This is a genomic window from Novosphingobium sp. TCA1 (assembly GCF_009811895.1).
Classification (GTDB): Bacteria; Pseudomonadota; Alphaproteobacteria; order Sphingomonadales; family Sphingomonadaceae; genus Novosphingobium; species Novosphingobium panipatense_A.
This window is the reverse complement of sequence record NZ_BLJH01000004.1, coordinates 23,413-49,977: the sequence shown is the minus strand read 5'-3', so window position 1 is coordinate 49,977 and position 26,565 is coordinate 23,413. Positions and strand designations below refer to the sequence as shown.

Below are 26,565 nucleotides of genomic sequence, written 5' to 3'. Positions count from 1 at the left end.
GTCGCCGCAACTATCCCGAAACCTAGGTGGCAAGGCTCCGACTGGTAAGAAAAAGGGCGTAGCGACCGGCAGTCGCTACGCCCTCACATTTCCGAAACGGCGCGCGGATCAGAAGCGGAAGCGGACGCTTCCCTGAACCGTCCGCGCCAGGGTGCGGACACCCAGTGGCAGCAGGTTCTGGCTGCCGTGGTAGCGGAACACGTCGCTGCCCAGGATGTTCGACGCTTCCAGCGAGAGTGTCATGAACGATACCGGGGTGTAGTTGACGGCGGCATCGAGACGGTCGGTAGCGCCGTAATAGGGCGAATAGAGGGCGCGATCGTCACCCTGTCCGTCCAGCCAGAAGCCCGAGCGGTAGGACGAACGGTAGTTGTAGGCCACACGGGCGCTGAAGCTCGGCGTATCGTAGAACAGCGTTGCGTTGGCGGTCCACTTCGAGGTGTTGGGCGAGTCGAATTCGCCGGGGAAGCTTTCCTCGTCGTCATACTCCACGCGCGCCTTCAGGATGTGCGAGGCGTTGAGGCTGACGCCGAAGTTGCTGAGGACGCCCGGCAGGAAGTCGAAGAACGTCTGCACGGTACCTTCCAGGCCGATGAAGGTGCCATCGCCGGCGTTTCTTTCCTGCTCGATGTAGCCGAACGCAGCGCCGTAATCGGCAACGTTGATGCCATACGCGGCCATCTGCGCAGCAGATGCTTGTTCGCGGCTGTAGAGCAGGAAGCCGGTGGCCTTTTTATAGTAACCCGCAAAGGAGATCTGACCACCGCGTCCGAAGTAATACTCGGCGCTGACGTCAAATGCGCGCTCACGCTGCGCCTTCAGCTCCGGGTTACCGGCATAGACGATGGGCGGGTTTGCCGTAGTATTGAGCGAGAAGAATGGCCGCGTGGAGTTGAAGCTCGGGCGCTGGACGTTTGTCGTATACGAAAGTCGCAGCTGGGCCTTCGGCGTGAAGTGGATGATGGCCGATGCGCTCGGCAGGATGTCGGCGTAGTTGCCCGATCCTTCCGCTTCCTCGATGATCTGTTGGTTGCCGTTGGCCGGTGTTCCAGGGCGGTAGCCGAAACTGTGAGACGTTCCCCAAGTATTGGTGTAGCGAACGCCCACCAAACCATCGACCGGGATGGTGCCCATGTCAAAGCCGTAAGCCAATTGAGCGTAAGCGGCGAAGTTCTTCTCGTTCGAACGGAATGTCGAACCTTGATCGCTCGGCGGATCAATGCTGGCGAAGCGCTCGGCGCTGTTCGGATCGTATTGCTGGATGAAGGCCCGCACGTCGTCGATATGACTGAGAACGACCGATCCCGGGATGCGATACCACTGCGCGGACGAACCGCCGATGTCCGGCCCCACTAGCGATGCCGTGTCGTAGCCGGGGAACAAGCTGAGTGACGCGCGTTGACCGTTGATTCGGGGCAATCCGTCCCGATAGCCGTAGTAATTGCTGGTACGGCGCTGGTTGTAACGACCGCCGACCTGAAGGCTGCGGAGCAGCGAGGTGTCGCTGAGCTGAAGGGTCAGGTCCGTCTGCGCCGCGAATTCCTTGTTCTTGGAGCCGCCGAGATTGTCCTGGAAACGGTCCACGCCATAACTGGAAAGGTCGTTCACATCGACACCATTGAAGGTGATCAGGGGAGCGCCCTTGCTGTAAATGTCGGAGGCGAAGTCTACCGAGGCGGAGGTCAGTCCCTGGGGCCTCAGAATGCTTTCAACGAAGTAGTATCCTTCATTCGACCAGTTATACTGGATACCCGTATTGATCTGGAGCTTTTCGGAGTGCCAATGCGCTTCGAAGTTTGTCGTGTAGAGGTTGGTGTGGAGTGAACGGTAAAGCGAATCTATACCGGCATTGATGCCATTGGGATTGCTGATCGTCAGTGAACGGACGGTCCTGCCATCCGGCTGGAGAACGATATCGCTGTAATTGCCCGTGCCGATATAGGGCATATCCTGAACGTAGAGGCGTTCCACCGAACGCTTCTCGCGCGATCCGATGTAACCGCCTTCCAGCACGAAATCGAGCTTGTCGCTAGGCTTCCACTGGAGCACGGCATTGAGTGACGGCCGCTTCACGTTACCCTGCTCGATGCCGTATTGGGCGCGGTAGGGAATGACGATGGTATTGCCGTCCACCACAGTCTTGGTGGGCGACTCGCTGTCGATGTAGTTCTCGCGGTAGTTGGTCTTTGTCCACGACCCGTTGAGCAGGAAGCCGATCTCGCCGATACCGGTTTCGAAGCGGTCCGCGATCAGAAGGCTGCCGTAAGGACTGACTTTTTCCGACTGGTCGTCATAGGAACCGCGAAGACTGCCTGCGACGGTAAGGCCCTTCTTGAGGTCGAACGGGCGGCGCAGTTCGACGTTGACCGTGCCGGCGATGCCGCCTTCCACCTGGTCGGCCGAGCGCGTCTTGTAGACGTCCACCTGCTTCAGCAGTTCCGCAGGGATGTCCGCGAGACTCATGGATCGGCCGGAGCCGAGATTGGTGTTGTTGCCGTTGAGCGTAGTCTGCACCTGGTCCAGGCCGCGAATGGTCACGTTCTGCCCTTGGCCACGCTCGCGGTCGATTTGCACGCCGGTCACGCGGGACAGCGCCTCGGGGACATTGTTGTCGGGCAGCTTGCCGACGTCTTCCGAAACCACGGAATCGACGATCTGCTTGGAATTCTTCTTCTTGGTGGCCGCCGCTTCCACGCTGCCGCGAACGCCGGTCACGACGATGTCGACCTTGGGAGCATCGCTCTGGTCGGACAATTCAGCCGGTGCATCGCTTGCGGATTGGGCCCAGGCGGGTGCGGCAACACCGATGGCAACGATCGAAGTCAGAGCAGTCGAAAGCTTGAGGACTCTTAACGATGTCATAGAAAAAACCCCCTGTTGATCCCGCGGCGTGCCTTAATCTGCCGCCCTTACTTATATCGTATACGTCCTACGATATCGGATTCGAGTCAAGGCGATTGTGACGGTTTGGAAACATTTTTGTCTGACTAATGGCTTGCCGCGAAATTTCCGCAAAGCGCATGGGAAAAGAGCGCAGGGTTATGCCCCGCGCTCTTTTGGTTCCTTTTGGAGAAAGTCGGCGGCTAGCGGCAGGCCTCGGGTGCGGCGCCATCGCTTCGCACCGCGATCGGCGCAGCCGCGGGGACCAGCACTTCCCATTCCTGCACGGCCAGTGCGGCATGAGTCTTGCCGTCGGTCGATGCATCCAGAACAGCACGCAGACAACGGGTCGTAACCTTGCGAAACGACACGTCCTGGAAGCTATCGCTCTGCGTGCCATAGGCGCTTGCGCCCGGAACGGCCTTCCAGCCCTGCTTGCTCCAGTATTCCAGATGCCATTTCGCAGGCGGCGCCACGCCCACGCCCGCCCCGGCAGGCTGGTCGTTCCAGAACCAGATGCGCGAACCGTTGATCGTCACGGGCTTGTCCCAGCGATACTCGATCCACTGGCGCGGCGGATTGTCGGGGGACCAGCTGCCCCACATGTCCGGCGGCAGCGGCGCCTCCTTGACCACGCCGTTGTTGAGCGCCTTGATCCAGAACTGCACCGGCACTGGATCGTTGGAGGCTGTTGCCCAGGCCGAACGCGCAATATTGCGGCTGGGGGCGAGAGGCGGCTGCGGGCGCAGCGTCGGAATTACCGTGAGAATCCGGGCGGGAGAGACGCTGTCGTCCCACTCCAGCTTGTCCAGCGCCACGCTGCGGCGGAAATGCCCGCCGTCTTTCGCATCGGCGGTGTGATAGGCCAGATACCACTGCCCGTTGAACACGACGGCGCCGGGATGTGAGGTGGTGGAAGAAACCGGCTTCAGCGCCACGCCCCGGTAAGTCCACGGCCCCATCGGCGCGGGCGCCGTGCCGTAAGCGATGCAGGCATGATAGACGGCCGGCGTGCAATCCGACGTCGGCCCCGCCTTGTTGCCCGCATAGAGCATATAGTAAGTGCCCTTGCGCTTCATGATCCAGGGCGCCTCGAAGAAGCCGGTCAGCCCGGTGATCGTCCTTTCCGGCCCCTTGGGCGTGATCATGTCGCGCTCAAGCTCCATGCCGCGAAGCTGCCCGAACGTGCCCCAGTAGATATAGACCCGGCCATCCTCGTCGATCATGACGGTGGGATCGATGTTCTGGATCTTGTTGGCTTCCGGCACTTTCTGCGAGATGATCGGCCCGGCAGGATGGGCATCGCGCCAGGGGCCCAGCGGGCTGTCGGCCACGGCGACGCCGATCGCGAAGCGGTCTTCCGCGTCGCTGTTCTTCTCCAGCACCGGGGCATAGAGATAATAACGCCTCTTCCCCGAACCGTCTGCCGGTCCTTCCACGATCTGCCCGGCATAGGCACGCGCCTGCTCCGCCCATGCGAAGACGTTTTCCGGCTTGATGATCGAAGGATAGTGCGTCCACTTGCCGGACGCCGGATCGGCCGTCTTCAGCAGCTGCCATTCCGGCATGATGAAGTCGTTGACGTCGCTGGCCGCTTCATCGCGCCCGGCCAGGATCCAGAGCTGCCCATCGGCCACGAACGGGGCGGGATCGGTGGAGTAGTAGTCTCCGTCCGCCAGGATCGGGTTGCCCGGAACGGTCAGTTCGCGCGACACGGGAGCGCCGCCTTGTTGCGCCGAGGCACTTCCAGCCAAAGCGAGCGCGGCGAGTACTCCCGCATGACCGCTTCGGCCTGCCCACCATCCGCGCCTTCTGACCTGCATCTCAAAACCCCTACAGAATATCGTATACTATACTCTCTGACTTTCCCTTTCAAAGTCAATCCCCGCGCAGATCTTTTCGCGCCTCCGACAAGGTAGAGGCGCGATTGCCATGTGTTGAAAGATGATTGCGCTAACGTGCCCGGAACTCTGCCCCTCGGAAAACAGAACTGATCATATATCGTATAATTTTCTTGACCAGTAGATCACAGAGCGCCATGACAACCCGGCTTTTCCTGAAATAAACGAATAGGCTGCAGCCGTGCGTGTTTCGTTTTCTCACCTGTCGAGATCCCTCAGCCTGGCCGCACTCGCCTGGGCCTGCGCGACCATGCCAACCGCAGAGGCCCGCGACGCCAACGTGCGCGCATCGGCCGTCACGCCGAGCATCGACCAGCGCTATTCCGAAGCCGACAAATTTCTCGGCAACGGCCTGGGCGACCTGATCGACAATGCCGACATCGCGCCGCGTTTCGTGGAAGGCGGGTTGTTCTATCGTACCGGCAATCGCCTCGACCAGCGCTACCGGTTCCTCGACCTCTCTACCCGCGATACACGGCAGGTTGCCGCTACAGCAGATCTTCTCGCCTCGCTCTCGGCTGCAAAGGGATCGCCGGTCACGATCGACGAGGCCCGGATCGCCGATGTCGATTACGATCCCGCGAAAAACGAGATCCGCCTGCGCGCCTTCGACGGCGCCTTGTGGAGCATCGACGCGGCCGGCAAGGCGGTGGAAGTCGAGAAAGCCGATCACCGCGAATTCGACCTGCTGTCCCCGGACGGCAAGACGAAGATCGTGGCGCGGGCATGGAACCTCTATGCCGTGGACCTGACCTCGGGCCGAGAAGTGGCGCTGACCACCGACGGCACGCGGGAACAGCCCTATGGCCGCTCGATCCCGGAACTCTCCGACATCCTGCGCGAAGGCACCGAGGAACCGGCCATGCCGGTCTCCGGCCAATGGTCGCCCGACGGTCGCTATCTGCTCAGCTGGCGGCTCGACACGCGCGGGGTGAAGAAACTCTCGATCACCCAGCAGAACCCGGCGGACAGCCTCTATCCGCGCAGCTTCACATATACCTATCCGCTGGCGGGGGCCGAGAAGCTGCCGCAGGCAAGCCGCTTCGTGGTGGACGTGAAGGCGGCGATGAAAAGCGGCAAGCCGCGCATCGTGCCGATCCAGATGCCGTCTGAATCGATCCTCTATCCCTCGCCGCCGGACATGGGCTGGATAGACGGCAAGCCGCGCATGCTCTGGACCGAGCGTGGCTACAGGCAGCAGGCCGTCTACGTTGCCGATCCCGATACCGGCGCAGCGAAGATCGTCGCGCATGAGGCGGTGAAGCCCGTGGTGACGGTCACCTCCTCGATGATCTTCTCCTCGCCCGAACTGGGCGGCGAACTGGCGATCTCGGAACGCAGCGGCTGGGCGCAGCTCTATCTCGTCACTCCCGATGCCCCCGACGGCGGCAAGGCGCTGACCAGCGGCGCGTGGGAAGTGCTGACCGTGGACAACGTGGCGGAAGACAAGTCTTCCCTCATCGTCACCGGCGTCGGCCACGAACCGGCGCGCAATCCTTACTGGCGCGCGCTCTACCGTGTGTCCTTGAAGGGCGGTGAGCCGACCGAACTCACGCCGGAACCGCTCGACCACGATGCCAGGGTCTCGCCCGACGGCAAATGGATCGTCGACCAGATGTCCAGCCCGACGTCGCCCAACCGCGCCGTGCTGCGCGACGGACAGACCGGGCGCATCGTGATGGAACTGGCACAAGGCGACGACAGCCGCCTGATCGCCGCAGGCTATACCGCGCCCGAACCGTTCAAGGGCGTGGCGGCGGACGGCACGACGCCGATCTACGGCATGATCTACCGCCCGGCGCATTTCGATCCGAAGCGCAGCTACCCGGTGATCGACAATGTCTATACCGGCCCTACCACCACCGACGTGCCCTCCACCTGGAGCATGACCCGCCGCGTGCCGGGCAACAGCGTGGCGCAGATCGGCGCGATCGTGGTGATGATCGACGGCACCGGCACCTCGCGGCGCGGCCAGAAGTTCCGCCTGCCCGCCTTCCAGAACCTGGGCGAAGTGGGATTGGACGATCATATCGCGATGATCCGCCAGATGGCCGCCAAGTACCCCTACATGGACGTGAACCGCGTGGGCGTGTTCGGCGGATCGGCGGGCGGCTACGACACCGCGCGCTTCCTGCTGCGCCGCCCGGACTTCTTCAAGGTGGGGGTCTCCGCCTCAGGCAACCACGACCTCCGGCTCGACAAGACGTGGTGGCCCGAAGTCTCGATGGGCTATGCCGACGAGGCGACCTGGGAGCGCAATTCCAACATGTCGGTCGCGGGCCAGCTCAAGGGGCACCTGTTGCTCGTCCATGGCGACATCGACGACAACGTGCCGGTCACCGAAAGCTACCGCCTGGCCAAGGCGCTGATGGACGCGGGCCGTGATGTCGACCTCGTCATCGTGCCCAACGCCACGCACAACGTCTATCGCCCCTTCTTCTGGAAGAAGCTGCGCGACTATTTCACCCAGTATCTGCTCGGCGAGACCCCGCCGCCGCTCGGCCCGGTCAAGACGGCCGCGTCGGCAGCTAAGTAATCCTTTGTCCAGTAATCCATCGGGAGGCCCCGAAATGAAGCATATCCTGAAGCCCCTGCCGCTGGTCGTCCTGATGCTGGCCGCCCTTCCCGCCGCGCTGCCCACCGCTGCGGCTTATGCCGAGGAAGGCGAAGCCAAGAAGCCCAAGCCGGTCTATCCGCCGATCCAGAAGACCGAGATGCAGACCCCGGCCTTCGACCTGGCGCTGCGCGCGGACACGCAGACGCTCGCGCATCTTTCCCCCAAGGGCGAGACCGCCTTCGACTTCGTGCCCGCGGGACGCGAGGCGGAACGGGCAGGCGACGGCTATGTCCACATCGGCGACATTCATCTCCGCCTGAAGACCGCCGGTTCGGACTGGCAGGACTTCTCCTCGGCCCGCGCCCGCAAGCAGATCGCCGCGCTTGCCGGCGCGCCCGGCGTGCTGGCGGCGGCCGACATCACCGCGTCCATGGGTGCGGGCATGCCGCTGCGCGTCGAGCGCCGCTGGGTGAACGAGGCGGGCGTGCTCGCGCTGCGCTTCACGCTGGTCAACACCGGCAGCGCGCCGGTGGAAATCGGCGGCCTCGGCATGCCGATGGTGTTCGACAACATCATCCTCGACCGTGAACTCGATTCCGCCCATGCCGAGGCGAGCTTCGTCGATCCCTATATCGGCCGCGACGCCGGCTATCTTCAGGTCACCCGCCTCAACGGACGCGGTCCCGCGCTGCTGGTGCTCCCCGAAAAGGGCACGCCGCTGGAGGCCTATCGCCCGATCATCGAAGCCCGCGCCGCGAAGGACGGCGACATCTTCACCGATCGCAGCCCGCGCAGCCAGGTCTCGGAAGGGTTCTACGACTGGACCGTCGCCAGCAAGGGCTTCGCCGAGAAGGAATGGGCCAAGGCCGGTCAGCAGTGGAACGCACCGACCAGCATCGCGCTGGCACCCGGCGAGAGCCGCACTTTCGGCCTGCGCTTCGTGACCGCACCCAGCATCCGCGCGATCGAGGACACCCTCGTCGCCAACAAGCGACCGGTGGCCGTGGGCATCCCCGGCTATGTCGTGCCGACCGACCAGACCGCCAGCCTCTTCCTGAAGTCGGCCAGCAAGGTCGCGAAGATCGAATCCTTCCCCGCAGGGGCCTTGACCGCAACCCCCGAGAAGGCCGGAAAAGGCTGGGCACGCTACCAGGTCAAGGCCTCGGGCTGGGGGCAGGCGCGCCTCACCGTCACTTATGCGGACGGCGAAGAGCAGACCGTCAGCTATTACATCACCAAGCCGCTTGAGCAGGTCATGGCCGATATCGGCCATTTCACCACGACCGAGCAGTGGTTCGAGGGCAAGGGCGATCCGTTCCGCCGCAGCCCGGCGATCCTCTCCTACGACCGCGAGGACAACAAGATTCTCACGCAGGACGGCCGCGTCTGGGTGTCCGGCATGAGCGACGAAGGCGGTGCCGGTTCCTGGGTTGCCGCAATGATGAAGCAGCTCGACAACCCGAACCCCGAGGAAGTCGCCAAGCTGGAACGCCTCGTCAACGAGACGGTGCTCGGCACGCTCCAGGTGAAGGACGGACCGCAAGCCGGTGCCGTGAAGAAGAGCATCTTCTACTACGAGCCCAAGGAATTCCCGAACTACTACGACCCCAAGATCAACTGGAAGAACTGGACTGCCTGGTCGAAGAAGGATTCCGACGATCTCGGCCGCTCGTACAACTATCCCCACGTCGCCATCGGCCACTGGGTGCTCTACCGTCTAGCGCGCGACAACCAGGGGCTGGTCAAGCAGCACAACTGGAAGTTCTACCTCGACTGGGCCTATCGCACCACCGTGGCGATGATGCGCGACGCGCCTTACTATGCCCAGTTCGGGCAGATGGAAGGCGACGTCTTCGTCGACATTCTCAAGGACTTGAAGCGGGAAGGGATGACCGCCGAGGCGAGCGAGATGGAAGGCCTGATGAAGGCACGCGCCGATCATTGGCGCACGCTCAAGTATCCGTTCGGCAGCGAGATGGCCTGGGATTCCACCGGCCAGCCGGAAGTCTACGCCTGGATGCGCTACTTCGGCTTCCAGCCCCAGGCCGACGAGACCCGCGAGGTCATCCTCGGCTATGACCCGACGATCCCCAGCTGGGGCTACAACGGCAATGCCCGCCGCTACTGGGACTTCCTCTATGGCGGCAAAGTCTCGCGCATCGAGCGCCAGATCCACCACTACGGCTCGGCACTCAACGCAGTGCCGCTGTTCGATGCCTATCGCCAGAACCCCACCGATCTGCACCTGCTGCGCGTGGCCTATGGCGGCATGATGGGCGGCGTGACCAACATCGACCAGAAGGGCTTCGGCTCGGCCGCCTTCCACTCCTGGCCCGACATGATGAAGTGGGACGCCATCACCGGCGACTACGGCATGGGCTTCTACGGCCATGCGATCACTTCGGCCACTTACATGGTCGAGGATCCGCAGCTCGGCTGGCTGGGCTTCGGCGGCGACCTGACCACCAAGGGCGCCAAGGTCAGCATCGCACCGAAGGACGGCGCTCGCCGCCGCCTGTTCGTGGCACCCGCCGGCCTGTGGATCACGCTGGAAGCGGGGCGCATCCAGAGCGCGGACTATGACGCGAAGACCGGCAAGGTCGTGCTGACGCTCGATGCCGCCAGCGCCGCTACGCCCACCGCGCGCCTGCTCTTCGAAACCACGACGGCAGGCGGTAAGGCCTATGCCGCCGATACCGGCACGCCCGATCGCGGCGGCTATGCCGTCGCGCTGGGCAGCGCACCCACTACCGTCACGCTGAGCCCGCGCTGAGCATGAGGCACCTTCTGCAGGCATCGGTGCTGGCATTAGCCATTCCGTCGGCACCGGCGCTTGCCTCCCCGGCCACCGGCGCCACGCCGAGTGCCGCCTGCGTGGCCGGGGACTCGCCAAACGCCTGGAAAGTTGCGGCGACCGACCCGTCGGACGCCGCCAATTCCGCCCTGCCGCTGCAGATGGAAAGCGCGCATTTCGCGCTGCACTGGAAGCCGGGCACGGTCGATGCCGAAGTCGCCAGGGTAGCCTCGGCGCATCTCGAATATGTCTGGAACTATTTCCTCGGCACCTTGCGCTTTCCCGAACCGCACTGCGGATCGGCCGAGAAGTTCAAGGTCAACGCCTATGTGGGCGTGGGCTATGGCCTGACCGGCGGCACGGACCAGCTTGGCCACATGGGCATGTGGATCGATCCGGGCGCGCTCAAGGATCGCTTCGGGCTGGCCCACGAACTGACCCATGCCCTCCAGGCTGCGACCGGGCGCCTGATGGATTCGCCCTACACCGGCTGGCTGTTCGAGAGCCATGCCAACTGGATGACGGTGCAACTGCCCGAATTCCGGCAGAACACGCATTGCTCGGTCCTGCTCAAGCAGTACCCGCACCTCTATTACGGCTCCACCCGCACGCGCTATTGCAACTGGCAGTTCCTCGAATATCTCAAGGATACCCAGGGCTTCGAGGCGGTGAACGCAATCTGGCGTACCGCGCCGGGCAAGGACGATCCCGCACGCCTGACCGCCGATCCCTTCAGCGTGCTCCAGCGCAACATGGGATGGACGCAGGACCAGCTCAACGACACCTTCGGCGACTGGGCGCTGCACAATGCGAACTGGGACTACACCAACCCGGACGGCAGCGATCAGGGGGCCGTGTTCCGCAGGAACTACGGCACTTACGAACAGACCACCGACGCGAACATCCTCTCGGCCACCGTGCTCGATCCCGTGGACCTGAAGCGCCGCCGCTTTGCCGTGCCGGAGATGTGGGCGCCGCAGCGCTGGGGCTACAATGTGGTCAAGCTGCACGCCGATGCCGGGCGCAGCGAAGTGACCGTGACGTTCCGCGGCGTAGTGCAACAGGCCGCCGCCGTATCCTCGCTGCCGGGCCTTGCCGACGAGCCCGAGACGATCCCCTCCCCCGCTTCAGACTGGCGCTGGGGCGTGGTGGCCGTGGGCGCGGACGGCAGGAGCCGCTACACGCCGCTCCAGCGCGGCGCGAAAGGTGCGGCCACGATCGCGGTGCGGGCGGACGATACCGGGCTCTATCTCGTGGTCATGGCCACGCCCTCGCAGATGCAGAAGATCCGCTGGGACCAGCCCTACTATTCGATCTATCGCTACCCCTGGATGGTCCAGTTCGATGGCGCTCTGCCCGACCGCTGGCAACCGGGCGCACCGGATCCGATCCCCGGCGGGCATCGCCATGCCAACGGCGGCGGCTGGGTGGGACCGCAAGCCGATGTCGCGCCGACTGCCTGGGTCGGCCCCTACGCCCGCGTGATCTCCGGCACCGTTTCGGACAAAGCCCGGATCGAGGATCACGCCGTGGTAATGGACCGGGCGCAAGTGCGCGGCGAAGCAGTCGTTTCCGGCCTCTCCGTGCTGCGCGGCGACACCGTGCTCAAGGACAAGGCCCGCGCCGCCACCGCCATGCTCGGTATCGGCGAGTACGAGAAAGGCATCGTCCTTTCGGGAACGGCGCAAAACATCGGCGATGTGGAGCAACGCGGCGGCTCGGCCTCGCGCGGGGTATTCTACGGCTTCGTCGATCCCGGCACGGTCAAGGGTGCCGCCCACGGCGCAGACCTCGCCGCGCCGGTGCCGGAAGTCACCGCCAAAGTGCGCTACAGGTGGATCCGGTAGACCCGAAAGCGTCCGGGGAGGGCGTGAACCTTCCCCGGGTCACCTGAATTATCGCTTCAAGTCGAAGGCCACGACCTTCTGGCGCTGTTCACCCAGCCCGGTAATGCCAAGACGCATTTCGTCTCCGGGCTTGAGATAAATCGCCTGCGGCTTCTGTCCTTCGCCCACACCCGGCGGCGTGCCGGTCGTGAGGATGTCGCCCGGCTCCAGCGTGATGAAACGGCTCATGTAGGCGATGCATTCGGCAACCGGGAAAATCATCGTGCGCGTATTGCCGGTCTGCATGCGCTTGCCGTTGACGTCCAGGAACATGTCCAGCGTCTGCGGATCGGCAATCTCGTCGCGCGTCACGATCCAGGGGCCGACGGGACCGAAAGTATCGCAGCCCTTGCCCTTGTCCCACTGGCTGCCCCGTTCCTTCTGGAAAGCGCGCTCCGAAACGTCGTTGACCAGTACATAGCCGGCGACATGTCCCAGGGCCTCTTCCTGCGAAACGTAGCGGCAGGTCTTGCCGATCACCACGCCCAGTTCGACTTCCCAGTCGGCCTTGGTGGCTTCGAGCGGCAGCATGACGTCATCGTCGGGCCCATTGAGGCAGGAGATCGCCTTGGTGAAGAAGATCGGTTCCGGCGGAATGGGCAGGTTCGATTCCGCCGCGTGATCGGCATAGTTCAGCCCGATCGCCAAAAACTTGCGGGCGCCCGCGACGGGCACGCCGAAACGCTGCGGACCTTCGACAGCCGGAAGCGCGGCCACGTCGAGTGCAGCGATCCTGGCCAGTCCTTCGTCGCCGAGCTGACCGGGCGTGATGTCGTCCAGATGACCGGAAAGGTCGCGCAATGTTCCATCGGAATCGATCAGGCCGGGTTTTTCAGCTCCCACCGGGCCAAAGCGCACAAGTTTCATAATTCTCCCTTCTTTTCAAAGTCGGAAACGTCGCGGAACGGTTCGTTGCAGGCCGCGCCTGTCTTACCGTGCAGTATGGCTGCCTTGTGCCCGCGAACAAGCGCTATTGCCTGGCCCTGGGCGTGCGCCCCGGCAAGTCAGCCCGGCAGAGTGCCTGTCTGGCGCAAGGCTTCTCCCAGAGCGAGCGCCGCAGAAGTCGCGAGGTTCATCGAGCGCACGTGCGGCCGCATCGGTATGCGCACCCGCGCATCGCAGATCTCGGCCACTTCGGCGGGAACGCCCGCACTCTCCTTGCCGAACAGCAGGACATCGTCCGCCCGGTACTGGAAATCGTAAGCGGAGCCGCTGCTCTTGGTCGTGAAGAGGATCAGCCTTCGCGAACCGATCGCCGCCCGGAACGCGCCGAAATCGGCGTGGCGCTCCACGGTGACGTGATCGATGTAGTCCATCGCGGTCCGGCGCACCCTGCGGTCGTCCCATTCGAACCCCATGGGTTCGATAAGGTCCACCGTGGCCCCGAAACAGGCACCAAGACGCAAGACGGCGCCGACATTTCCAGCAATTTCCGGTTCGAATAAAGCAATACGCATAGGCCTAATTGCCGCCGGCGAACGAACCTTGCAAGCCTCCCATCCCCATGCACGAGCCGATCCTTGCTGTCTCTAACGGGGGATCATTCCGCCATTTGGAGGAGCGCGCCCTCTCCTTTGGCCGATTTCGCTCCTGCAGCAAGACACGTAAGCATGTGCAACGGATGGGCTAGCGCCTGTCCGCGATGGCAGCGCGAGGAACCGATGAAGCATTACCTGGGCTTGGACGGCTTACGCGGCGTGGCGGCCGTAGCAGTCGTCCTGTTCCATCGGCGATGGCTCGGTCCCGGAGGGCATTTCTTCGATCAGGCCCATCTTGCGGTGAACTTCTTCTTCATCCTCTCTGGCTTCGTCATCGACCATGCCTATGCCGATCGCCTGAAACAGGGCGGCATTTCCCTCGGCAGGTTCGTGACGAGCCGGATAATCCGGCTCTATCCGCTCATCATCCTTGGAACCGCGCTGGGCTTCACTTACTGGGCCGGGGAAAGCCTGCGGACGGGACAACCCGCCATGGGGACACTTTTCCTGGCGACGCTGCTTTCGGCCCTCTGCCTGCCGGCGCCTTCCTCGCTGATGGGAGAGATGTTCGCCATCGACCGTCCGCTATGGTCGCTGTTCTACGAGATCGTGGCCAACCTGATATTCGTGCTGATCCTGTTCAGGCTGCCCAGCAAAGCCGTCGCCATGCTGGCCGCCATCGGCGTAGCGGCATCGCTCATTCTGGCGCTGCGCTTCAACGTGCTCAATGTCGGTTACAAGAACGGCGATATCGGCTGGGGCATGCTCAACGTCCTGCCCTCCTTCGTGATGGGCATGGCACTCAACCGCATGCGAGGGATGTGGAACTTCAGCATGCCCTTCTGGCTGTCGTCGGTCCTTCTGGCCGCAACCTTCCTGCCGCACTCACTGGGAGCGTGGCAGGGCGTCTACGGCCTTGTGATGGTCACGACATTCTATCCGGCGCTGATCCTCTCATCGCTCGATTTCGAGGAAGGCGCGCGCAGCGCCGCGGCGGCCCGGTTCAGTGCCTTCATTTCCTACCCCCTCTACGCCCTGCATTATCCCTTGCTGTTCTGGGTGTCGAAAGTAGCGGACAAGTTCGACCTGCCCGGAAAGGTGGAGCTTCTGGCAGGGCTGCTCATCTCCGTTGCCGTGGCATGGATCGCCGGAAAGTATTACGACGAGCCTGTCCGGGAATTCCTGTCGAAAGCCTTGCGAAAGAGACCGAAGCTGAACCCCACGGTTTCCGAAGCGTCCTGAAACCATGACACGCTAGCAGCTCCTCACACCACATAACGGGCGTCGACCGTCCCTTCCGCCTAGATTGCCGGCATCACGGCACTCGAATGCGAAAAGGACGACAGCACATGGATCTTGGACAGCTTCTCGGCGACACCCGCTCGCAGCGACGCGGGTTTCTCGGCCTCGCGGCCGGGGCCGTCACCGCCGCCGCATTCTCGGCCGTGCCTTCGTTCGCGGCCTCCGGTCCGGCGAAGGGCAGCACTATCGCTGTTCCTGCCGTGTTCGGTCCCGTCAGGCAGATAGAGGCTGGTCCGCTGAACATCGGCTATGTCGAAACCGGCCCCGCCTCGGGGCCCGCCGTCATGCTGTTCCATGGCTGGCCTTACGACATCCATGCCTTCGCCCAGTCCGCCGGTATTCTTGCCGCCCAGGGCTACCGGGTCATCGTGCCGCATTTGCGCGGCCACGGAATCACGCGGTTCCGTTCCGCCGACAGCCCGCGCAACGGACAACAGGCCGCTCTGGCGGCGGACGGCATTGCGCTGATGGATGCCCTCGGCATCAAGCGAGCGGTGGTTGCAGGTTTCGACTGGGGCGCGCGTACCGTCAACATCATGGCCGCACTCTACCCGGAACGTTGCAAGGCGATGGTGTCCGTCAGCGGTTACCTGATCGGCAGCCCTGCCGCGAATGCGAAGCCCCTGCCCCCTAAGGCCGAACTCCAGTGGTGGTATCAGTTCTACTTCGCCACGGAGCGGGGCCGCGCGGGTTACGCCGCCTATACCGCCGATTTCGCGCGACAGATCTGGGAACTCGCCTCGCCGCAATGGCGCTTTGACGATGCGACGTTCCGCCGCACCGCCGCCTCGTTCGACAATCCCGACCATGTGGACATCGTCATCCACAACTATCGCTGGCGTCTGGGCCTTGCGGATGGCGAGCGCCGCTACGACGCCGACGAAGCCCGACTGGCCGCCGGTCCCGTGATAACCGTACCTACGATAACCATGGAAGGCGACGCCAACGGCGCCCCCCACCCCGACCCCGCCGCTTATGCCGCAAAGTTCAAGGGAGCCTACGCCTTTCGCCTGATCTCCGGCGGTATCGGCCATAACCTGCCGCAGGAGGCGCCCGAAGCCTTCGCGCAGGCCGTTATCGATGCTGACCGCATGGGAGCGCGCGCATGAACGCGGCCCGCCTTGCCCTGTTCGGCTGCGGCGCCGTGCTCATGGGCGCACTCGCCGCCAAGGCCAATGCCGGAAACGCGCTCCTGGCATCGCCGATCTATGGCGTAACCATTCCTGAAGGCTATCGAAGCTGGCAACTGATCGCTCCGGCCCAGGAAGCGCCGCCGCTCGACGAACTGCGCGCTACCCTGGGAAACCGTATCGCGATCCGGGCCTACGAAAAAGGAAAGCTGCCGTTTCCTGACGGTACGGTTCTGGTGAAGCTGGCGTGGAAACACACCCCTTCACCCGAGTTCGCCCCAGCCTCCATCCCGGGCGCTGCGACGACCGTGCAAGTCATGGTCAAGGATTCCAAGCGCTATGCCGCGACCGGCGGCTGGGGCTTCGGCCGGTTCGTCAACGGCAAGCCGGTTGACGAAGCCCAGCACCAGACATGCTGGTCGTGCCACCAGTCCCGTGCATCGGCGCACGATTTCGTCTTCACCCGCTACGCACCTTAGAATCTGTTTGAAAATTCGCGGAATGCGAATTTTTTGCGGCACCGGCCCACGCCCCCACCCTACCACCCAACGGTAGTATCCTGCGGGTGGTAGGGTGGGGGCGTGGGCCGGTGCCGCACAAAAATGCCCTTGTGGGCATTTTTCAAACGGGCTCTTAGCTCTTCCGGCTGCCGCTGCGGTCAGGCCTTGCCCGCAGCGTGCGCCCCTACCGCCGCGTCTATCATGACCTGCCAGGCATCATGCGCGTCGCTTGCGCCGACGACATGGCCGCGTTCGGTTTCGAGCAGTTCGTGCCCTGCCTGGCACATGACCGGCGTGGGAACGCGCAGCGCCTTGATCACCGCCAGCGCGGTCTGTTTCAGCTTTTCCCGTTGGTCGGCATCGATATGACCCCAATCGTCGCGCCCGGTTTCCGCCATGGCCAGCGCCCGGGCAGCTCTCTCGATCAGCGGCATCGCGTTCTCCCTCGCGTTTATCCGGGGGGAGCGTAACACGATGTCGGGCAGTCAAGAAGCCGGTAATGAGGATTTCGGCCGCAGTGGCAATGCGCGCTGCCTTCGTTATAGGTGCGCCGTCACTCTCTTCAGGCAGACCCATGGCCCGCAAGCATTCGAAACACGCATTCCACGACGACGAACTGCAGGACGAGGACGCCCCCGCTCCCGCCGTACCCTGCTGGCTCTGCGGGAGGCCGACCGGCAAGACCATCGTCTGGCACCATCCCGTACCCAAGAGCCGGGGCGGGCGCGATGTCGTGCCGATGCATGCGATCTGCCAGCAGACGCTGATCGTGAACTTCACGAATTCAGAGTTGCAACGCCACGGCATGGATGTGGAAGCGCTGCTCGCCAACCCCACCGTCCGCAAGTTCGTGGACTGGGTGGCAAACAAGGATCCGGATTTCACCGCGACGATCGCGAAGAAACGCCGCTGATCTTCCGGGCGATCAGGCCGGGCGCCGCGCTGTTCTAGCGCGCGGCGCCCGGCCTGATCGATTTTCAATCCGCCAGTCGCCAGCGGATCGTTTCTCCGGCGTGGAACGGCACGATATTGATCGCTCCGTCGGTGATCACTTCCGGCACCTGCACGTCTTCGCGCTTCAGGGTGACCGTGCCCTCGTTCAGGGGCAGGCCGTAGAACCGGGGGCCGTGTTCGGACGCAAAGCCTTCCAGCCGGTCCAGGACGCCTTCCTCATCGAAGACCTGGGCATAGCTTTCCAGGGCGTAAGGGGCATTGAAGATTCCCGCGCAGCCGCAGGAAGACTCCTTGCGGCCCACTTCATGCGGCGCGCTGTCGGTGCCGAGGAAGAACTTGGGCGAGCCCGAGACGGCCGCCTTGCGGACGGCAAGGCGATGCCGCTCGCGCTTGGCGACGGGCAGGCAATAGGCATGCGGGCGGATGCCGCCGTCGAAGATCGCATTGCGGTTGATGATCAGGTGCTGCGGCGTGATCGTCGCGCCGATCTGAGGGCCGCTATCCGCGACGAATTCGGCGGCATCGGCGGTGGTGATATGTTCGAGCACGATCTTGAGCGCCGGGAAATCGCGAACCAGCGGGTTCAGGATGCGCTCGATGAACACGGCCTCGCGGTCGAAGATGTCGACATCGCGGTCGGTCACTTCGCCGTGGATCAGCAGCGGCATGCCGATTCGCTGCATGGTTTCCAGCAAGCCGGTAAGCTTGCGGATATCGGTGACGCCGTGCGCGGAGTTCGTCGTCGCATGCGCGGGATAGAGCTTGCAGGCCGCGAACACGCCCTGTTCGTAGCCGCGCTCGATTTCTGCGGGATCGGCGCCGTCGGTGAGGTAGCATGTCATCAGCGGCGTGAAATCGGCGCCGGTCGGCAGGGCTGCCGAGATCCGGTCCCGGTATGCTTCCGCCGCCGCGACGGTGACGACCGGCGGCGTCAGGTTCGGCATGACGATGGCGCGCGCGAACTGACGGGCGGTATAACCGACGACCGCTTTCAGCATGTCGCCGTCGCGCAAATGCAAATGCCAGTCGTCAGGGCGGCGGATCGTGATCTGTGCTGTCATGCCCGCCGCTCTAGCCGCCTTGGAGCGAGCCGTCGAGCGTCCACTTTCGCACCCGCCGCCCCGCCGGGAAACCGCCCTCAGCCGTCCATTCGGGCGGCGAGTTCGTTGCGGACGGCCTTGGCCGCGTGCGTCTCCTCATCGCTGAGGACGAGCCGGTCGAAATTTTCGTCCAGCATGATCGGCAGCCTGGCCCGGGGATGCGCGGCGGCCAGCACGAAAGTCTCGTCCTGCACCGGATCGTAGTGCATCCAGGGGGTTTCGGACTTCTTGAAGATCGTGGTGATGCCCATCCCCTTGCGCAGGCCGGTCACCGGGAAATAGACGATGCGGTTCCCGCCGAGCTTCTTGCTGCGCATCGTGATACGCGCCCAGACCGGCTGAAGCACGGCGGGTTCGCGGAACGCCTTCAGCGTCGCGGAAAGGTGGATGAACCGCCTGCCCATCAGGATCGAAACCCAGCCGAGCAGAACGACGATCGCCAGCGAGCCGATGAAACGGTTCCAGAATTTATCGATCGCCAGCGACAGGGTGATGTTGTCGGGGTTGCCTCGTTCTGCGACCACCGTCGTTTCGTAGTCCCCTTTGTCGAGGCCGAAGAACGAGAAGTCCACGGTGCGGATCTTCGTTTCGCCATCACGCGGATAGGCGATGCCTGCCTCGCAATTCACACTCATTTTCTTCGTCTTGCACTCGGCGCTGACGAGCGATGCTTCGGGAACTTCCACCGGCGCCTGCTTGATGCGGTAGTCCGCATAGAGTCCGGGCCATACGACGACGGCCGTGCCGATCGACACCAGCCCCAGGACCACGCTGATAAACAGCATGCGGAAACGATCGGCAAATCCATGCCGCCTTACCGCGATCGCCCGGTTCGGAAGGAGTTGGCCCGGATCGGGGAGCCGAAAATCAGACTTCATCGTGATAACCTGTACTTCGATTTGGTGGGATATGAGGGTCGGCAGGCCAAAAACGTTAGCTAACCCATTGTGAGAGAAGATATTTTAACGAGAAAACGCGAGGCGAGAACATATTGCCGGTAGATGTCTGCGTCGGAACGACCCAATTGATGCACAATTGATCGCAGCAAGCCCTTGGCGTTGAAATCAAAGAAAATAATGCGCGATCGGCAAGGCGATGCGAGGCGTATCGTTTACAGGAAAAGTTTGCTGTCCCGATGGCGCAGCACCGTGATGAGGTTACGAGAATGATACGAAGCCGATCCCTTCTTTCGAAGTCGATCGCAGCGGCAGTCGCCCTGGCGGGCCTTTCCGCTCAGGCCCATGCCGCCGGCGGCGCTGCATTGGCGCAGCCCGACCAGGCCCAGGTTCAGGGCGTGGAAAAGGCGCTGGCCTCCGCGCCGACCGCCCTGAAATCGGACGTCGCCGCCGCAGCCGCGACGCTGCGTCCGTATATGATCACGCTGATGTGCGTGCAGGACGACCGGGCCACGCAGGGGCTGGTGCAGAAATTCGTCGGATCGCGCGGCACCGCCATGTTCAACGGCTGGGCCGGGGCGATGTCTCCCGGCAAGCGCATGCGCCATCACGACATGTCCGGCTGCATTTCCGTCACCCGGATCCAGAACTGGAAGCGCGTGGCGGCCAACGAATTCTCGTTCGACATCCTCTTTTCCGCCGATGACAGCGGCGAGAGCTATCTCTGGAACACCGTGGTCCACAAGGAGCCGGACGGCACCTGGCTGATCGCCTGACAGAGCTGAAAATGACGAAAGCGGCGCAGTTCACGAAGAACTGCGCCGCTTTCGCGTTCAGGCGCCGAAACCGCCGTCGATCGTCTGCATCGAACCGGTGATCATGCCCGCATGAGGCCCGGCGATATAGGCGGCATATTCCGCGATCTCCTCGGCTCTGGCATGGCGCTTGATGGCCATGAAACTGTGCATCGTCGCCGCCATCGGCCCTTCGGCGGGGTTCATGTCGCTGTCGGTCGGCCCCGGCTGTATGCTGTTGACGGTAATGCCCCGGTCGCCGAAGTCGCGGGCCAGTCCGCGCACCATGCCCTGCATGGCCGCCTTGGTGAGCGCATAGGCGGCACCGCCCGCGAAAGGCATGCGATCGGCGTTCACCGAGCCGATCACGATGATCCGGCCGTTATCGTTCATCTGCCGCGCGGCTTCGACGGCGGCGTGATAAGGCGCGCGGACATTGACGTCGATCATGCGGTCCACCTGATCGGGATCCAGCGTCAGCGGATCGCCCAGCACAAGCGTACCGGCGTTGATCACGAGGATATCGAGCTTGCCCCGCGCCGCGACGGTGGCGGTCAGCGCATCGCGGTCGGCACTGTCGGCCTGGATCGCTTCCGCGCCGGTTTCCGTCGCCAGCGCGCCGGCGCTCTCGCGCGATCCGGCGAAGGTAAAGGCCAGGTTTGCGCCCTCGGACGCAAAGCGACGGACGATCGCGGCGCCGATGCCGCGGCTGCCGCCAAGGACCAGAATATTCTTGCCAGAGAAGTCATTCATGATGTGTCTCCTGTTCTATCGGATCGGGCCGCATCGTGCCCTCTGGACTTGAAGATGCCGTGCAGGCATCGTTCGGACTAGCCGGCTTGTTCTGAACCTTGATGACGGGATATCCGAACGATGATCAAACTCGACGGGATCGTCGCTTTCGCCGCCACGGTGGACGCGGGCTCGATCAGCGCCGCCGCGCGGCGGCTCGGCCTTGCCAAGTCGGTCGTGAGCGAGCGGCTTGCCGAGTTGGAACGCGCTCTGGGCGCAACCCTGATCCAGCGTTCGACCCGCAAGCTCTCCCTCACCAACAGCGGCGAGACTTTCCTGCCGCGCGCCCAACGCATCCTGCGCGAAACGGAGGAAGCCTCCGCCGAACTGGCGGCGCAGAGCGGCAAGCTGGCGGGGCCGCTGCGCCTTTCCGCCCCGGTCGGCTTCGGCATCCTGCACCTTGGCCCGGCGCTTGCGACGTTCCTGCGCGACTACCCGCAGATCGAAGTCTCGCTGGAACTGGACGATCGCTTCGTCGATGCCGCAACCGGCGGTTTCGATGCGGTCTTGCGCCATGGTTCGATCGGCGACGGGCGCCTCATCGCCCGCCAACTGGCCAGGAGCAGGCGCCTGCTCGTCGCTTCGCCGGACTATCTGGCGCGGATGGGCACGCCCTCCTCGCTGGCACAGTTGGAAGGGCACAAGGGCATTCTCTACGCGAACCGTACCGGGGACTGGCGCTTCGTCACGCCGACCGGCTGGTCCGTGATCCGCCCCAAGGCGGCGCTGCGGGTCAACAACGGCCTGGTAATGCGCGATGCCGTGGCGGCGGGCCTCGGTATCGCCATGCTGCCCAGTTTCTTCGTGCATGAGGCGCTCACCGAGGGATCGCTGGTGGAAGTGGACATCGGCCTGGAGGCGGAAGGCGCCGAACTGTTCCTGGCCTATCCCCGCGATCACGGCGCCGCCACCAAGATCCGCGCCCTCGCTGACAGCCTGCGCAGGAGCTTCGGGGATCCACCCTATTGGGAAAACCGCCCCGCACTTCCGGCGCGCGGCGATGCGGTCTAATTACGTGCGATCACACGACCGGAAGGCCCGAACTTGAACGTCTGCCCCGACTGTTTCGCGAACAATGGCCTCAAGAGGAAGATCGTCTCGATCCGGCGGGCGGCCTCCACGGGGCCGTGCCGGTTCCATCCTTCAAAGAAGGGCGTGCCGATCGGTGCCGTCGCGCAAATCGTCGATCCCGTCTTGCGGGGCCTCTACCGAGTGGCGAGCCATGACGACACCCGTTCACTGGATGACGGAAGCCCTCTCGCCCCTGTCCTGGGCGATCTGACGCAAGCCGAAGATGACAGGATCATCGAGGCATTGGCCGGTGCTCTTGAAAGCGCAAATGACCGTGAGGCCTTCTACGGTGCAGACCGGCTTTACGCCCTCCAGCCAGACAGCTCGGGCGAGCATCTTCCCAACTGGCAGGCGTTCCAGCGCAGCCTGATGTTCACAAGCCGCTTCTTCAACCCGGATGCCGAGCAAGTCCTCAACGAGATCTTCCGGGGTGTGCAGCAGTTGCGGGACGCCGACAGGCGGGGTCCGGTCTACATGATCGAACCGGGCATGGACGATGCCCTCATCCACCGCGCACGGATCGCCAACGCACCGGAAGAGGCGCAAAGGATCAGGGCTAATCCCGCGCAGGAACTCGGCCCGCCGCCGGAGCACCTTCGCAAGGCAGGCCGTCTCAACCCCTCGGGCATTCAGGCCTTCTACGGCGCGTTCGACCTGCCGACCTGCATCGCGGAGCTTCGCCCCTCGGTGGGCGGGCGGGTCATGTCCGCGCAGTTCGCCCTGACGCGCCCGATCTGCGTGCTGGACACCACGCGTTTCGCCAACAATCCGCGCGGCGTGAACTACTTCGCGCCGGGCGCTCTGGCACGTGCCCGCCAGTGGCATTTCATGAAGACTTTCATGGCGGAGATCGCCCGGCCCGTATTCCCCGGCGACGAACATCTCCACTACCTGCCGACGCAGGCCGTTGCGGAATTCCTGAACCGCCGCTTCCAGATCTCCTTCGCGGGTGCGAAACGCGGCATTGACGCGGTGATATTCCGCTCCGCCCAGCGCCCCGAAGGCAGGAACATCGTCATCCTTGGCGATGCGGCGATCGTCGGAATGCCCGGCGGCGCGAAACCGCGCGTACCGGAAGCGGGGCATGGGCAGGACTGGCTCGATCAGGCAGCGCAGCAAGTCAGGGCGGAAAAACCGGCAGGGTTGATCGCAGTTCCCGAAACCCTGCGCTGGACCCTGATCACCGGCGCGCAATTCACCTCCGAAGAGGTTCTAGCGGACGCCCCCGACACAAACTGACGCCGCCGCCCTTTACACCCAAAACAACGCGAGTGAGAATCACTTGCAACAGACAAGGCTTGCCGCAATGGTGCTGCAACCGATTTCAGGGGGAAGTCGGACGTTCGAACATCAGGGCCGTGATGTTCTTCAGGCAGGAGCCATGCGATGGCAGTTGCAGGTGCGCAGGTGTCGACTGCAGGCGGCTTGTCCTCGCCCTCCGAATGGTCCGCCCGCGCGCTGTTCACCGTCGGCTTCCTCGGCCTGACTGCCGGTGTGCAGATGAGCGACCGCGGCCTTCAGGCGATAGTCCTTTCCGCGATCCAGGACAGCTTTGCCGTCAGCGACGCAACGGTCGGCGCCCTTCAGGGGCTGGCGGGCGTGCTCGTAGGCAGCGCGGTTGCCGTGCCGGTGGCGCGTCTGGCCGATCGCCATTCGCGCAAGCGCGTATTGCTCGGGCTCATCATGGCCTGGATCCTGCTGATGATCCTGAGCGCGCTTGCCCCGGACTTTCCGCTGTTCTTCATCGGCCGTGCGGCATCGGGCGTTACCGAGTTCGCAATGATCCCGATCGTCTATTCGCTGATCCCGGACCTCGCGCCGGAGCGCCATCGCGTTGCCGCCAATCTCGTATTCGCGGCATTGATGGCGGCAGGTTCGAGTGCCGGATACTATTTCGGCGATTCCCTCGTCACTGCTGCGCAGAGCGTCATTCCCGGCACCCTCGAACCCTGGCGGAAAGCCATGACGCTCTTGGCCTTCGCTGGCCTGCCTCTGCTCGCCCTCGGTTTTCTGGCATCCGATCCGCCGCGGCACATCGCCGCCATGAATGTCGAGACGAACGTATCCCTGGGCGCTTTCCTGCGTGAGCGCTGGCAGGCGGTAGGCCTGTTCGTCGGCGTGGCCGGAAGCCTGATGATCGCGGTCCAGGCGCTCAATCCGCTGATCGCCATGGCCCTGCAACGCCGCTTCGGCACCGGCCTGGCCGAGATCGGTCATGCGCTGGGGCTGGTCACGCTGGCCACCAGCATCGGCTGCCTGCCGGTCGCCGGGATGCTTGACCGGTTGCTCCGGCGGCGAATGGGGCTTGCCGCCCGTCCACTGATCATGGGTCTGGGCGCGGCGGCGGCCATCCCCTGCACGCTTCTGCTCATGTCCTCGGCCACGCTCGATCGCGCGCTGTCCGCCGTTGTGCTCTTCCTCTTTCTCACGTGCACGGCCAATGCGCTGGTGCCCACCATGCTTCAGGACCTGACCCCCGCGTCACTGCGCGCGCGAAGTTTTGCGATATGGAGCTTCGTGGTTTCCGTGTTCTGCGCCATCGGGCCGCTGATCGCTGGCCTGCTCTCCGACCTGATGCTGGGCGGCGCGCTGCTCAAGGCCATATCGGTCACGGCAATTCCCGCGCTGACCCTGTCGGCAGCCTGCGCGCTCCGATCCGTCCTGCGGCAGACCTCGGCTGCAGACGGCACTCCCGGCGTTCATGAGGCCGCCCACAACAGAGGCTGAGGCCCGCTTCAGAGTTCCCGCTTCACCGGATAGAGGCCGCTGAAGGGATCGCGGTAGGGCAAGCGAGCGGACAGCCAGGCAATGCGCGCCTTCGGGTCTGCGGCGAATTCCGGTTCTGCGGCAAGTTTCGCCTGGAACTCCGCGCGCAGTTCCGCGTCGTCGGTCAGCCGGGCATCGAGGATCGGCGCGATCACGAAATCCTCGGTCCCGGCCGGTGCCGACAGGACTTCGGGAAACAGACCCCAGGCGAGGAAGCTGTCCTGGCTCTCGGGCTCCAGCAAGGCTGCGGCAAGCAGGCCGAGCGGCTGATCGGAAGGGACGCGGATCGTGCCCGCGGGGATCTCCCGTTCCGCACGGACGTGCTCGAAGCGGGCCTCCAGCGGGATGCGGCCGTCATGCGCTTTCGCCAGCTTCACATCGTGCAGGCGTACTTCGTCTACCGTCAGGGTACGTGCGGCTGAAACCGTCTCGAATGCGATCCCGTGCAGGCGCAGCTTCTCGACCGCTTCGGCTTGTGCGGCCGGGATCAGCCAGGCCTTGGGCAGAGCGACCGTCTCGACCGCGTCCTGCCCGACGATCGGCATGCGCAGCGAGACCCGCCGCCCGGTCCAGCGCTGCTCCATGCGGCCGGTCGCGGCGGAGCGATAGGTATCGAAGGCGACGCCCTTGAATTTTTCCACCCAGCCGATCGGTGCCTCGGCAGGCTTCCAGCGCGTCAGCAGGCCTTGCGGGCGCGTGGCGCGGTCTGCCGCCTTGGCCTGCGCGATCTTCCCGGCATCCTGCGCGGCCAGCTTGAGCGCCGCTTCAAGCAGGACATATGTGCCCAGCACGCGCTGGCGATAGGGCTTGAGCATGTGGTTCTCGACCAGCACCGTCGGCACGGAGATGAAATCGCCATAGCCGGTCGAGTAACGTGGCCCTTCCGGGCTGTAGCGTATACCCTTTTCCGGTGCCCGCGTATCGACGGGGCTGGGATAGATCGTCGGGATGTGCCCGGCACTTTCCAGCGCTGACTGTACGGTGGGCCCGAAGCGCTGCTCCAGCCAGTCCGCCGTGGCGCGGTGGCGCGCATACTTGCCCCACCCTGCGTAAGTGTAGGTCACGTCATACTGCATGTCGAAGCCGCCGCTGACGTGGCAGTCGATGTAGAGCACCGGGTCTAGGCGGCGCAGCAGCGCCACCATCGCGCGGATTTCCGGCGTGTCCAGCTTGGAATAATCGCGGTTGAGGTTGACGTCGCGCGCATTGCCCTCGATTCCCCTGGACGCGGGGCCGCGCACGTGAAGGAAGTTCCAGGGGCTGGAATGCTCGTGCCCATCGATGTTGAGTATCGGCACGAAGACGAAATCGACCTTGTCCAGCAGGCCGTCCTTACCGCGAAGCGCGATGTCCCGCAGCAGCATGAGCCCGGCATCCTTGCCGTCTATCTCGCCGGAATGGATGCCCGCCTGAACCAGCACCACCGGCTTGTTCGCGCCGCCCTTGCTCGCCCGCACCATGAGCAGATCGCGGCCTTCGGCGGTCTTGCCGAAAGTCTCGACCGTGACCAGCGGCGAGACCTTGTCGAGCCGATCAAGCCAGGCCCGCACTTCCTCATAGCGCGGGCTCGTCTCGAAATCGGCTGCCTCGGCGGGCGTGATCCATGGATCGCCTGCCGCTGCGATCAGCTTCTCGCTCTTGCCCGACCAAGGCAAGACAGGCGGCAGCACCGCAGGCGGCGGCGGCACTGCCGCAAAGGCGGCCTTGGCAAGCAGGACCGATGCGAGAGCGGCGGCGGTCGAACCGGATTTCAGCATGAACAAT

At 64.1% G+C, this 26,565-nt stretch carries 20 protein-coding genes; 11 read left to right on the top strand and 9 right to left on the bottom strand.

Annotated features, from left to right (window positions below):
- Positions 1 to 108: 108 nt before the first annotated feature.
- Positions 109 to 2,862 carry a TonB-dependent receptor gene (locus tag NTCA1_RS06900; protein ID WP_159829579.1) on the bottom strand — a complete coding sequence of 918 codons (2,754 nt, stop codon included), beginning with the start codon at positions 2,860 to 2,862 and terminating at the stop codon, positions 109 to 111.
- A gap of 221 nt (positions 2,863 to 3,083) precedes the next feature.
- Positions 3,084 to 4,595 carry a family 43 glycosylhydrolase gene (locus NTCA1_RS06895; protein WP_236549143.1) on the bottom strand — a complete coding sequence of 504 codons (1,512 nt, stop codon included), beginning with the start codon at positions 4,593 to 4,595 and terminating at the stop codon, positions 3,084 to 3,086.
- Between the two features lie 436 nt (positions 4,596 to 5,031).
- On the opposite strand from NTCA1_RS06895, the gene NTCA1_RS06890 reads away from it, so the two are divergent.
- Genes NTCA1_RS06890 through NTCA1_RS06880 form a run of 3 tightly spaced genes read left to right on the top strand, consistent with a single transcriptional unit; the run spans position 5,032 to position 11,979 of the window.
- Complete coding sequence (locus NTCA1_RS06890; RefSeq protein ID WP_159829575.1) at positions 5,032 to 7,317, top strand: DPP IV N-terminal domain-containing protein; 2,286 nt, start codon at positions 5,032 to 5,034, stop codon at positions 7,315 to 7,317.
- Between the two features lie 34 nt (positions 7,318 to 7,351).
- Positions 7,352 to 10,111: a DUF5695 domain-containing protein gene (locus NTCA1_RS06885; RefSeq protein ID WP_159829573.1), complete on the top strand. Its 2,760-nt coding sequence runs from the start codon at positions 7,352 to 7,354 to the stop codon at positions 10,109 to 10,111.
- A gap of 2 nt (positions 10,112 to 10,113) precedes the next feature.
- A complete protein-coding gene (locus NTCA1_RS06880) occupies positions 10,114 to 11,979 on the top strand; it encodes an Svx/AvrXca family virulence/avirulence protein (protein ID WP_159829571.1) in 1,866 nt (621 codons plus the stop codon).
- A gap of 48 nt (positions 11,980 to 12,027) precedes the next feature.
- On the opposite strand, the gene NTCA1_RS06875 is transcribed toward NTCA1_RS06880, so the two are convergent.
- Together NTCA1_RS06875 and NTCA1_RS06870 are read right to left on the bottom strand one after the other, a co-directional pair.
- A complete protein-coding gene (locus NTCA1_RS06875) occupies positions 12,028 to 12,885 on the bottom strand; it encodes a fumarylacetoacetate hydrolase family protein (RefSeq protein WP_159829569.1) in 858 nt (285 codons plus the stop codon).
- Positions 12,886 to 13,022: 137 nt separating this feature from the next.
- A complete protein-coding gene (locus NTCA1_RS06870) occupies positions 13,023 to 13,475 on the bottom strand; it encodes a tRNA (cytidine(34)-2'-O)-methyltransferase (protein WP_086494021.1) in 453 nt (150 codons plus the stop codon).
- 204 nt (positions 13,476 to 13,679) lie between these two features.
- Here NTCA1_RS06870 and NTCA1_RS06865 point away from each other — a divergent pair, with 204 nt between their 5' ends.
- The 3 genes from NTCA1_RS06865 to NTCA1_RS06855 all read left to right on the top strand — a co-directional run bounded on the left by NTCA1_RS06865 (position 13,680) and on the right by NTCA1_RS06855 (position 16,407).
- A complete protein-coding gene (locus NTCA1_RS06865) occupies positions 13,680 to 14,738 on the top strand; it encodes an acyltransferase (RefSeq protein WP_159829567.1) in 1,059 nt (352 codons plus the stop codon).
- A gap of 107 nt (positions 14,739 to 14,845) precedes the next feature.
- Entirely contained in the window at positions 14,846 to 15,907 is a 1,062-nt protein-coding gene (locus NTCA1_RS06860; RefSeq protein WP_159829565.1) for an alpha/beta fold hydrolase, read from the top strand.
- A complete protein-coding gene (locus NTCA1_RS06855; protein WP_159829563.1) occupies positions 15,904 to 16,407 on the top strand; it encodes a cytochrome P460 family protein in 504 nt (167 codons plus the stop codon). Before NTCA1_RS06860 ends, NTCA1_RS06855 begins: the two co-directional genes overlap by 4 nt.
- Positions 16,408 to 16,586: 179 nt before the next feature.
- Here the strand turns inward: NTCA1_RS06855 and NTCA1_RS06850 are convergent, their stop codons facing one another.
- A complete protein-coding gene (locus NTCA1_RS06850) occupies positions 16,587 to 16,862 on the bottom strand; it encodes a hypothetical protein (RefSeq protein ID WP_133084107.1) in 276 nt (91 codons plus the stop codon).
- A 140-nt stretch (positions 16,863 to 17,002) separates the two neighbouring features.
- Here NTCA1_RS06850 and NTCA1_RS06845 point away from each other — a divergent pair, with 140 nt between their 5' ends.
- The gene (locus NTCA1_RS06845; protein ID WP_159829561.1) at positions 17,003 to 17,341 is read left to right on the top strand and encodes a hypothetical protein; all 339 of its coding nucleotides are present in this window, start codon (positions 17,003 to 17,005) and stop codon (positions 17,339 to 17,341) included.
- 64 nt (positions 17,342 to 17,405) lie between these two features.
- On the opposite strand, the gene pyrC is transcribed toward NTCA1_RS06845, so the two are convergent.
- Entirely contained in the window at positions 17,406 to 18,443 is a 1,038-nt protein-coding gene (gene pyrC / locus NTCA1_RS06840) for a dihydroorotase (RefSeq protein WP_159829559.1), read from the bottom strand.
- 77 nt (positions 18,444 to 18,520) lie between these two features.
- The gene (locus NTCA1_RS06835; RefSeq protein WP_159829557.1) at positions 18,521 to 19,360 is read right to left on the bottom strand and encodes a hypothetical protein; all 840 of its coding nucleotides are present in this window, start codon (positions 19,358 to 19,360) and stop codon (positions 18,521 to 18,523) included.
- 287 nt (positions 19,361 to 19,647) lie between these two features.
- Between NTCA1_RS06835 and NTCA1_RS06830 the strand changes: the two genes are divergently transcribed.
- On the top strand, positions 19,648 to 20,154 hold the full coding sequence (locus NTCA1_RS06830; protein ID WP_159829555.1) for a hypothetical protein: 507 nt from the start codon (positions 19,648 to 19,650) through the stop codon (positions 20,152 to 20,154).
- A 57-nt stretch (positions 20,155 to 20,211) separates the two neighbouring features.
- Here the strand turns inward: NTCA1_RS06830 and bdcA are convergent, their stop codons facing one another.
- On the bottom strand, positions 20,212 to 20,925 hold the full coding sequence (bdcA, locus tag NTCA1_RS06825; protein ID WP_086494012.1) for an SDR family oxidoreductase: 714 nt from the start codon (positions 20,923 to 20,925) through the stop codon (positions 20,212 to 20,214).
- 120 nt (positions 20,926 to 21,045) lie between these two features.
- Here bdcA and NTCA1_RS06820 point away from each other — a divergent pair, with 120 nt between their 5' ends.
- The 3 genes from NTCA1_RS06820 to NTCA1_RS06810 all read left to right on the top strand — a co-directional run bounded on the left by NTCA1_RS06820 (position 21,046) and on the right by NTCA1_RS06810 (position 24,762).
- Entirely contained in the window at positions 21,046 to 21,975 is a 930-nt protein-coding gene (locus NTCA1_RS06820; RefSeq protein ID WP_159829553.1) for a LysR family transcriptional regulator, read from the top strand.
- A gap of 33 nt (positions 21,976 to 22,008) precedes the next feature.
- The gene (locus tag NTCA1_RS06815; protein WP_159829551.1) at positions 22,009 to 23,274 is read left to right on the top strand and encodes an RES family NAD+ phosphorylase; all 1,266 of its coding nucleotides are present in this window, start codon (positions 22,009 to 22,011) and stop codon (positions 23,272 to 23,274) included.
- A 147-nt stretch (positions 23,275 to 23,421) separates the two neighbouring features.
- Positions 23,422 to 24,762: an MFS transporter gene (locus NTCA1_RS06810; protein ID WP_159829549.1), complete on the top strand. Its 1,341-nt coding sequence runs from the start codon at positions 23,422 to 23,424 to the stop codon at positions 24,760 to 24,762.
- Between the two features lie 8 nt (positions 24,763 to 24,770).
- On the opposite strand, the gene NTCA1_RS06805 is transcribed toward NTCA1_RS06810, so the two are convergent.
- Complete coding sequence (locus NTCA1_RS06805) at positions 24,771 to 26,558, bottom strand: M14 family metallopeptidase (RefSeq protein WP_159829547.1); 1,788 nt, start codon at positions 26,556 to 26,558, stop codon at positions 24,771 to 24,773.
- Positions 26,559 to 26,565 lie beyond the last annotated feature (7 nt).

Bases quoted from the DNA above. Each gene is read 5' to 3' on its own strand.
- NTCA1_RS06900 (WP_159829579.1), bottom strand. From the start codon at position 2,862: ATGACATCGTTAAGAGTCCTCAAGCTTTCGACTGCTCTGACTTCGATC.
- NTCA1_RS06890 (WP_159829575.1), top strand. From the start codon at position 5,032: ATGCCAACCGCAGAGGCCCGCGACGCCAACGTGCGCGCATCGGCCGTC.
- NTCA1_RS06885 (WP_159829573.1), top strand. From the start codon at position 7,352: ATGAAGCATATCCTGAAGCCCCTGCCGCTGGTCGTCCTGATGCTGGCC.
- NTCA1_RS06880 (WP_159829571.1), top strand. From the start codon at position 10,114: ATGAGGCACCTTCTGCAGGCATCGGTGCTGGCATTAGCCATTCCGTCG.
- NTCA1_RS06875 (WP_159829569.1), bottom strand. From the start codon at position 12,885: ATGAAACTTGTGCGCTTTGGCCCGGTGGGAGCTGAAAAACCCGGCCTG.
- NTCA1_RS06870 (WP_086494021.1), bottom strand. From the start codon at position 13,475: ATGCGTATTGCTTTATTCGAACCGGAAATTGCTGGAAATGTCGGCGCC.
- NTCA1_RS06865 (WP_159829567.1), top strand. From the start codon at position 13,680: ATGAAGCATTACCTGGGCTTGGACGGCTTACGCGGCGTGGCGGCCGTA.
- NTCA1_RS06860 (WP_159829565.1), top strand. From the start codon at position 14,846: ATGGATCTTGGACAGCTTCTCGGCGACACCCGCTCGCAGCGACGCGGG.
- NTCA1_RS06855 (WP_159829563.1), top strand. From the start codon at position 15,904: ATGAACGCGGCCCGCCTTGCCCTGTTCGGCTGCGGCGCCGTGCTCATG.
- NTCA1_RS06850 (WP_133084107.1), bottom strand. From the start codon at position 16,862: ATGCCGCTGATCGAGAGAGCTGCCCGGGCGCTGGCCATGGCGGAAACC.
- NTCA1_RS06845 (WP_159829561.1), top strand. From the start codon at position 17,003: ATGGCCCGCAAGCATTCGAAACACGCATTCCACGACGACGAACTGCAG.
- pyrC (WP_159829559.1), bottom strand. From the start codon at position 18,443: ATGACAGCACAGATCACGATCCGCCGCCCTGACGACTGGCATTTGCAT.
- NTCA1_RS06835 (WP_159829557.1), bottom strand. From the start codon at position 19,360: ATGAAGTCTGATTTTCGGCTCCCCGATCCGGGCCAACTCCTTCCGAAC.
- NTCA1_RS06830 (WP_159829555.1), top strand. From the start codon at position 19,648: ATGATACGAAGCCGATCCCTTCTTTCGAAGTCGATCGCAGCGGCAGTC.
- bdcA (WP_086494012.1), bottom strand. From the start codon at position 20,925: ATGAATGACTTCTCTGGCAAGAATATTCTGGTCCTTGGCGGCAGCCGC.
- NTCA1_RS06820 (WP_159829553.1), top strand. From the start codon at position 21,046: ATGATCAAACTCGACGGGATCGTCGCTTTCGCCGCCACGGTGGACGCG.
- NTCA1_RS06810 (WP_159829549.1), top strand. From the start codon at position 23,422: ATGGCAGTTGCAGGTGCGCAGGTGTCGACTGCAGGCGGCTTGTCCTCG.
- NTCA1_RS06805 (WP_159829547.1), bottom strand. From the start codon at position 26,558: ATGCTGAAATCCGGTTCGACCGCCGCCGCTCTCGCATCGGTCCTGCTT.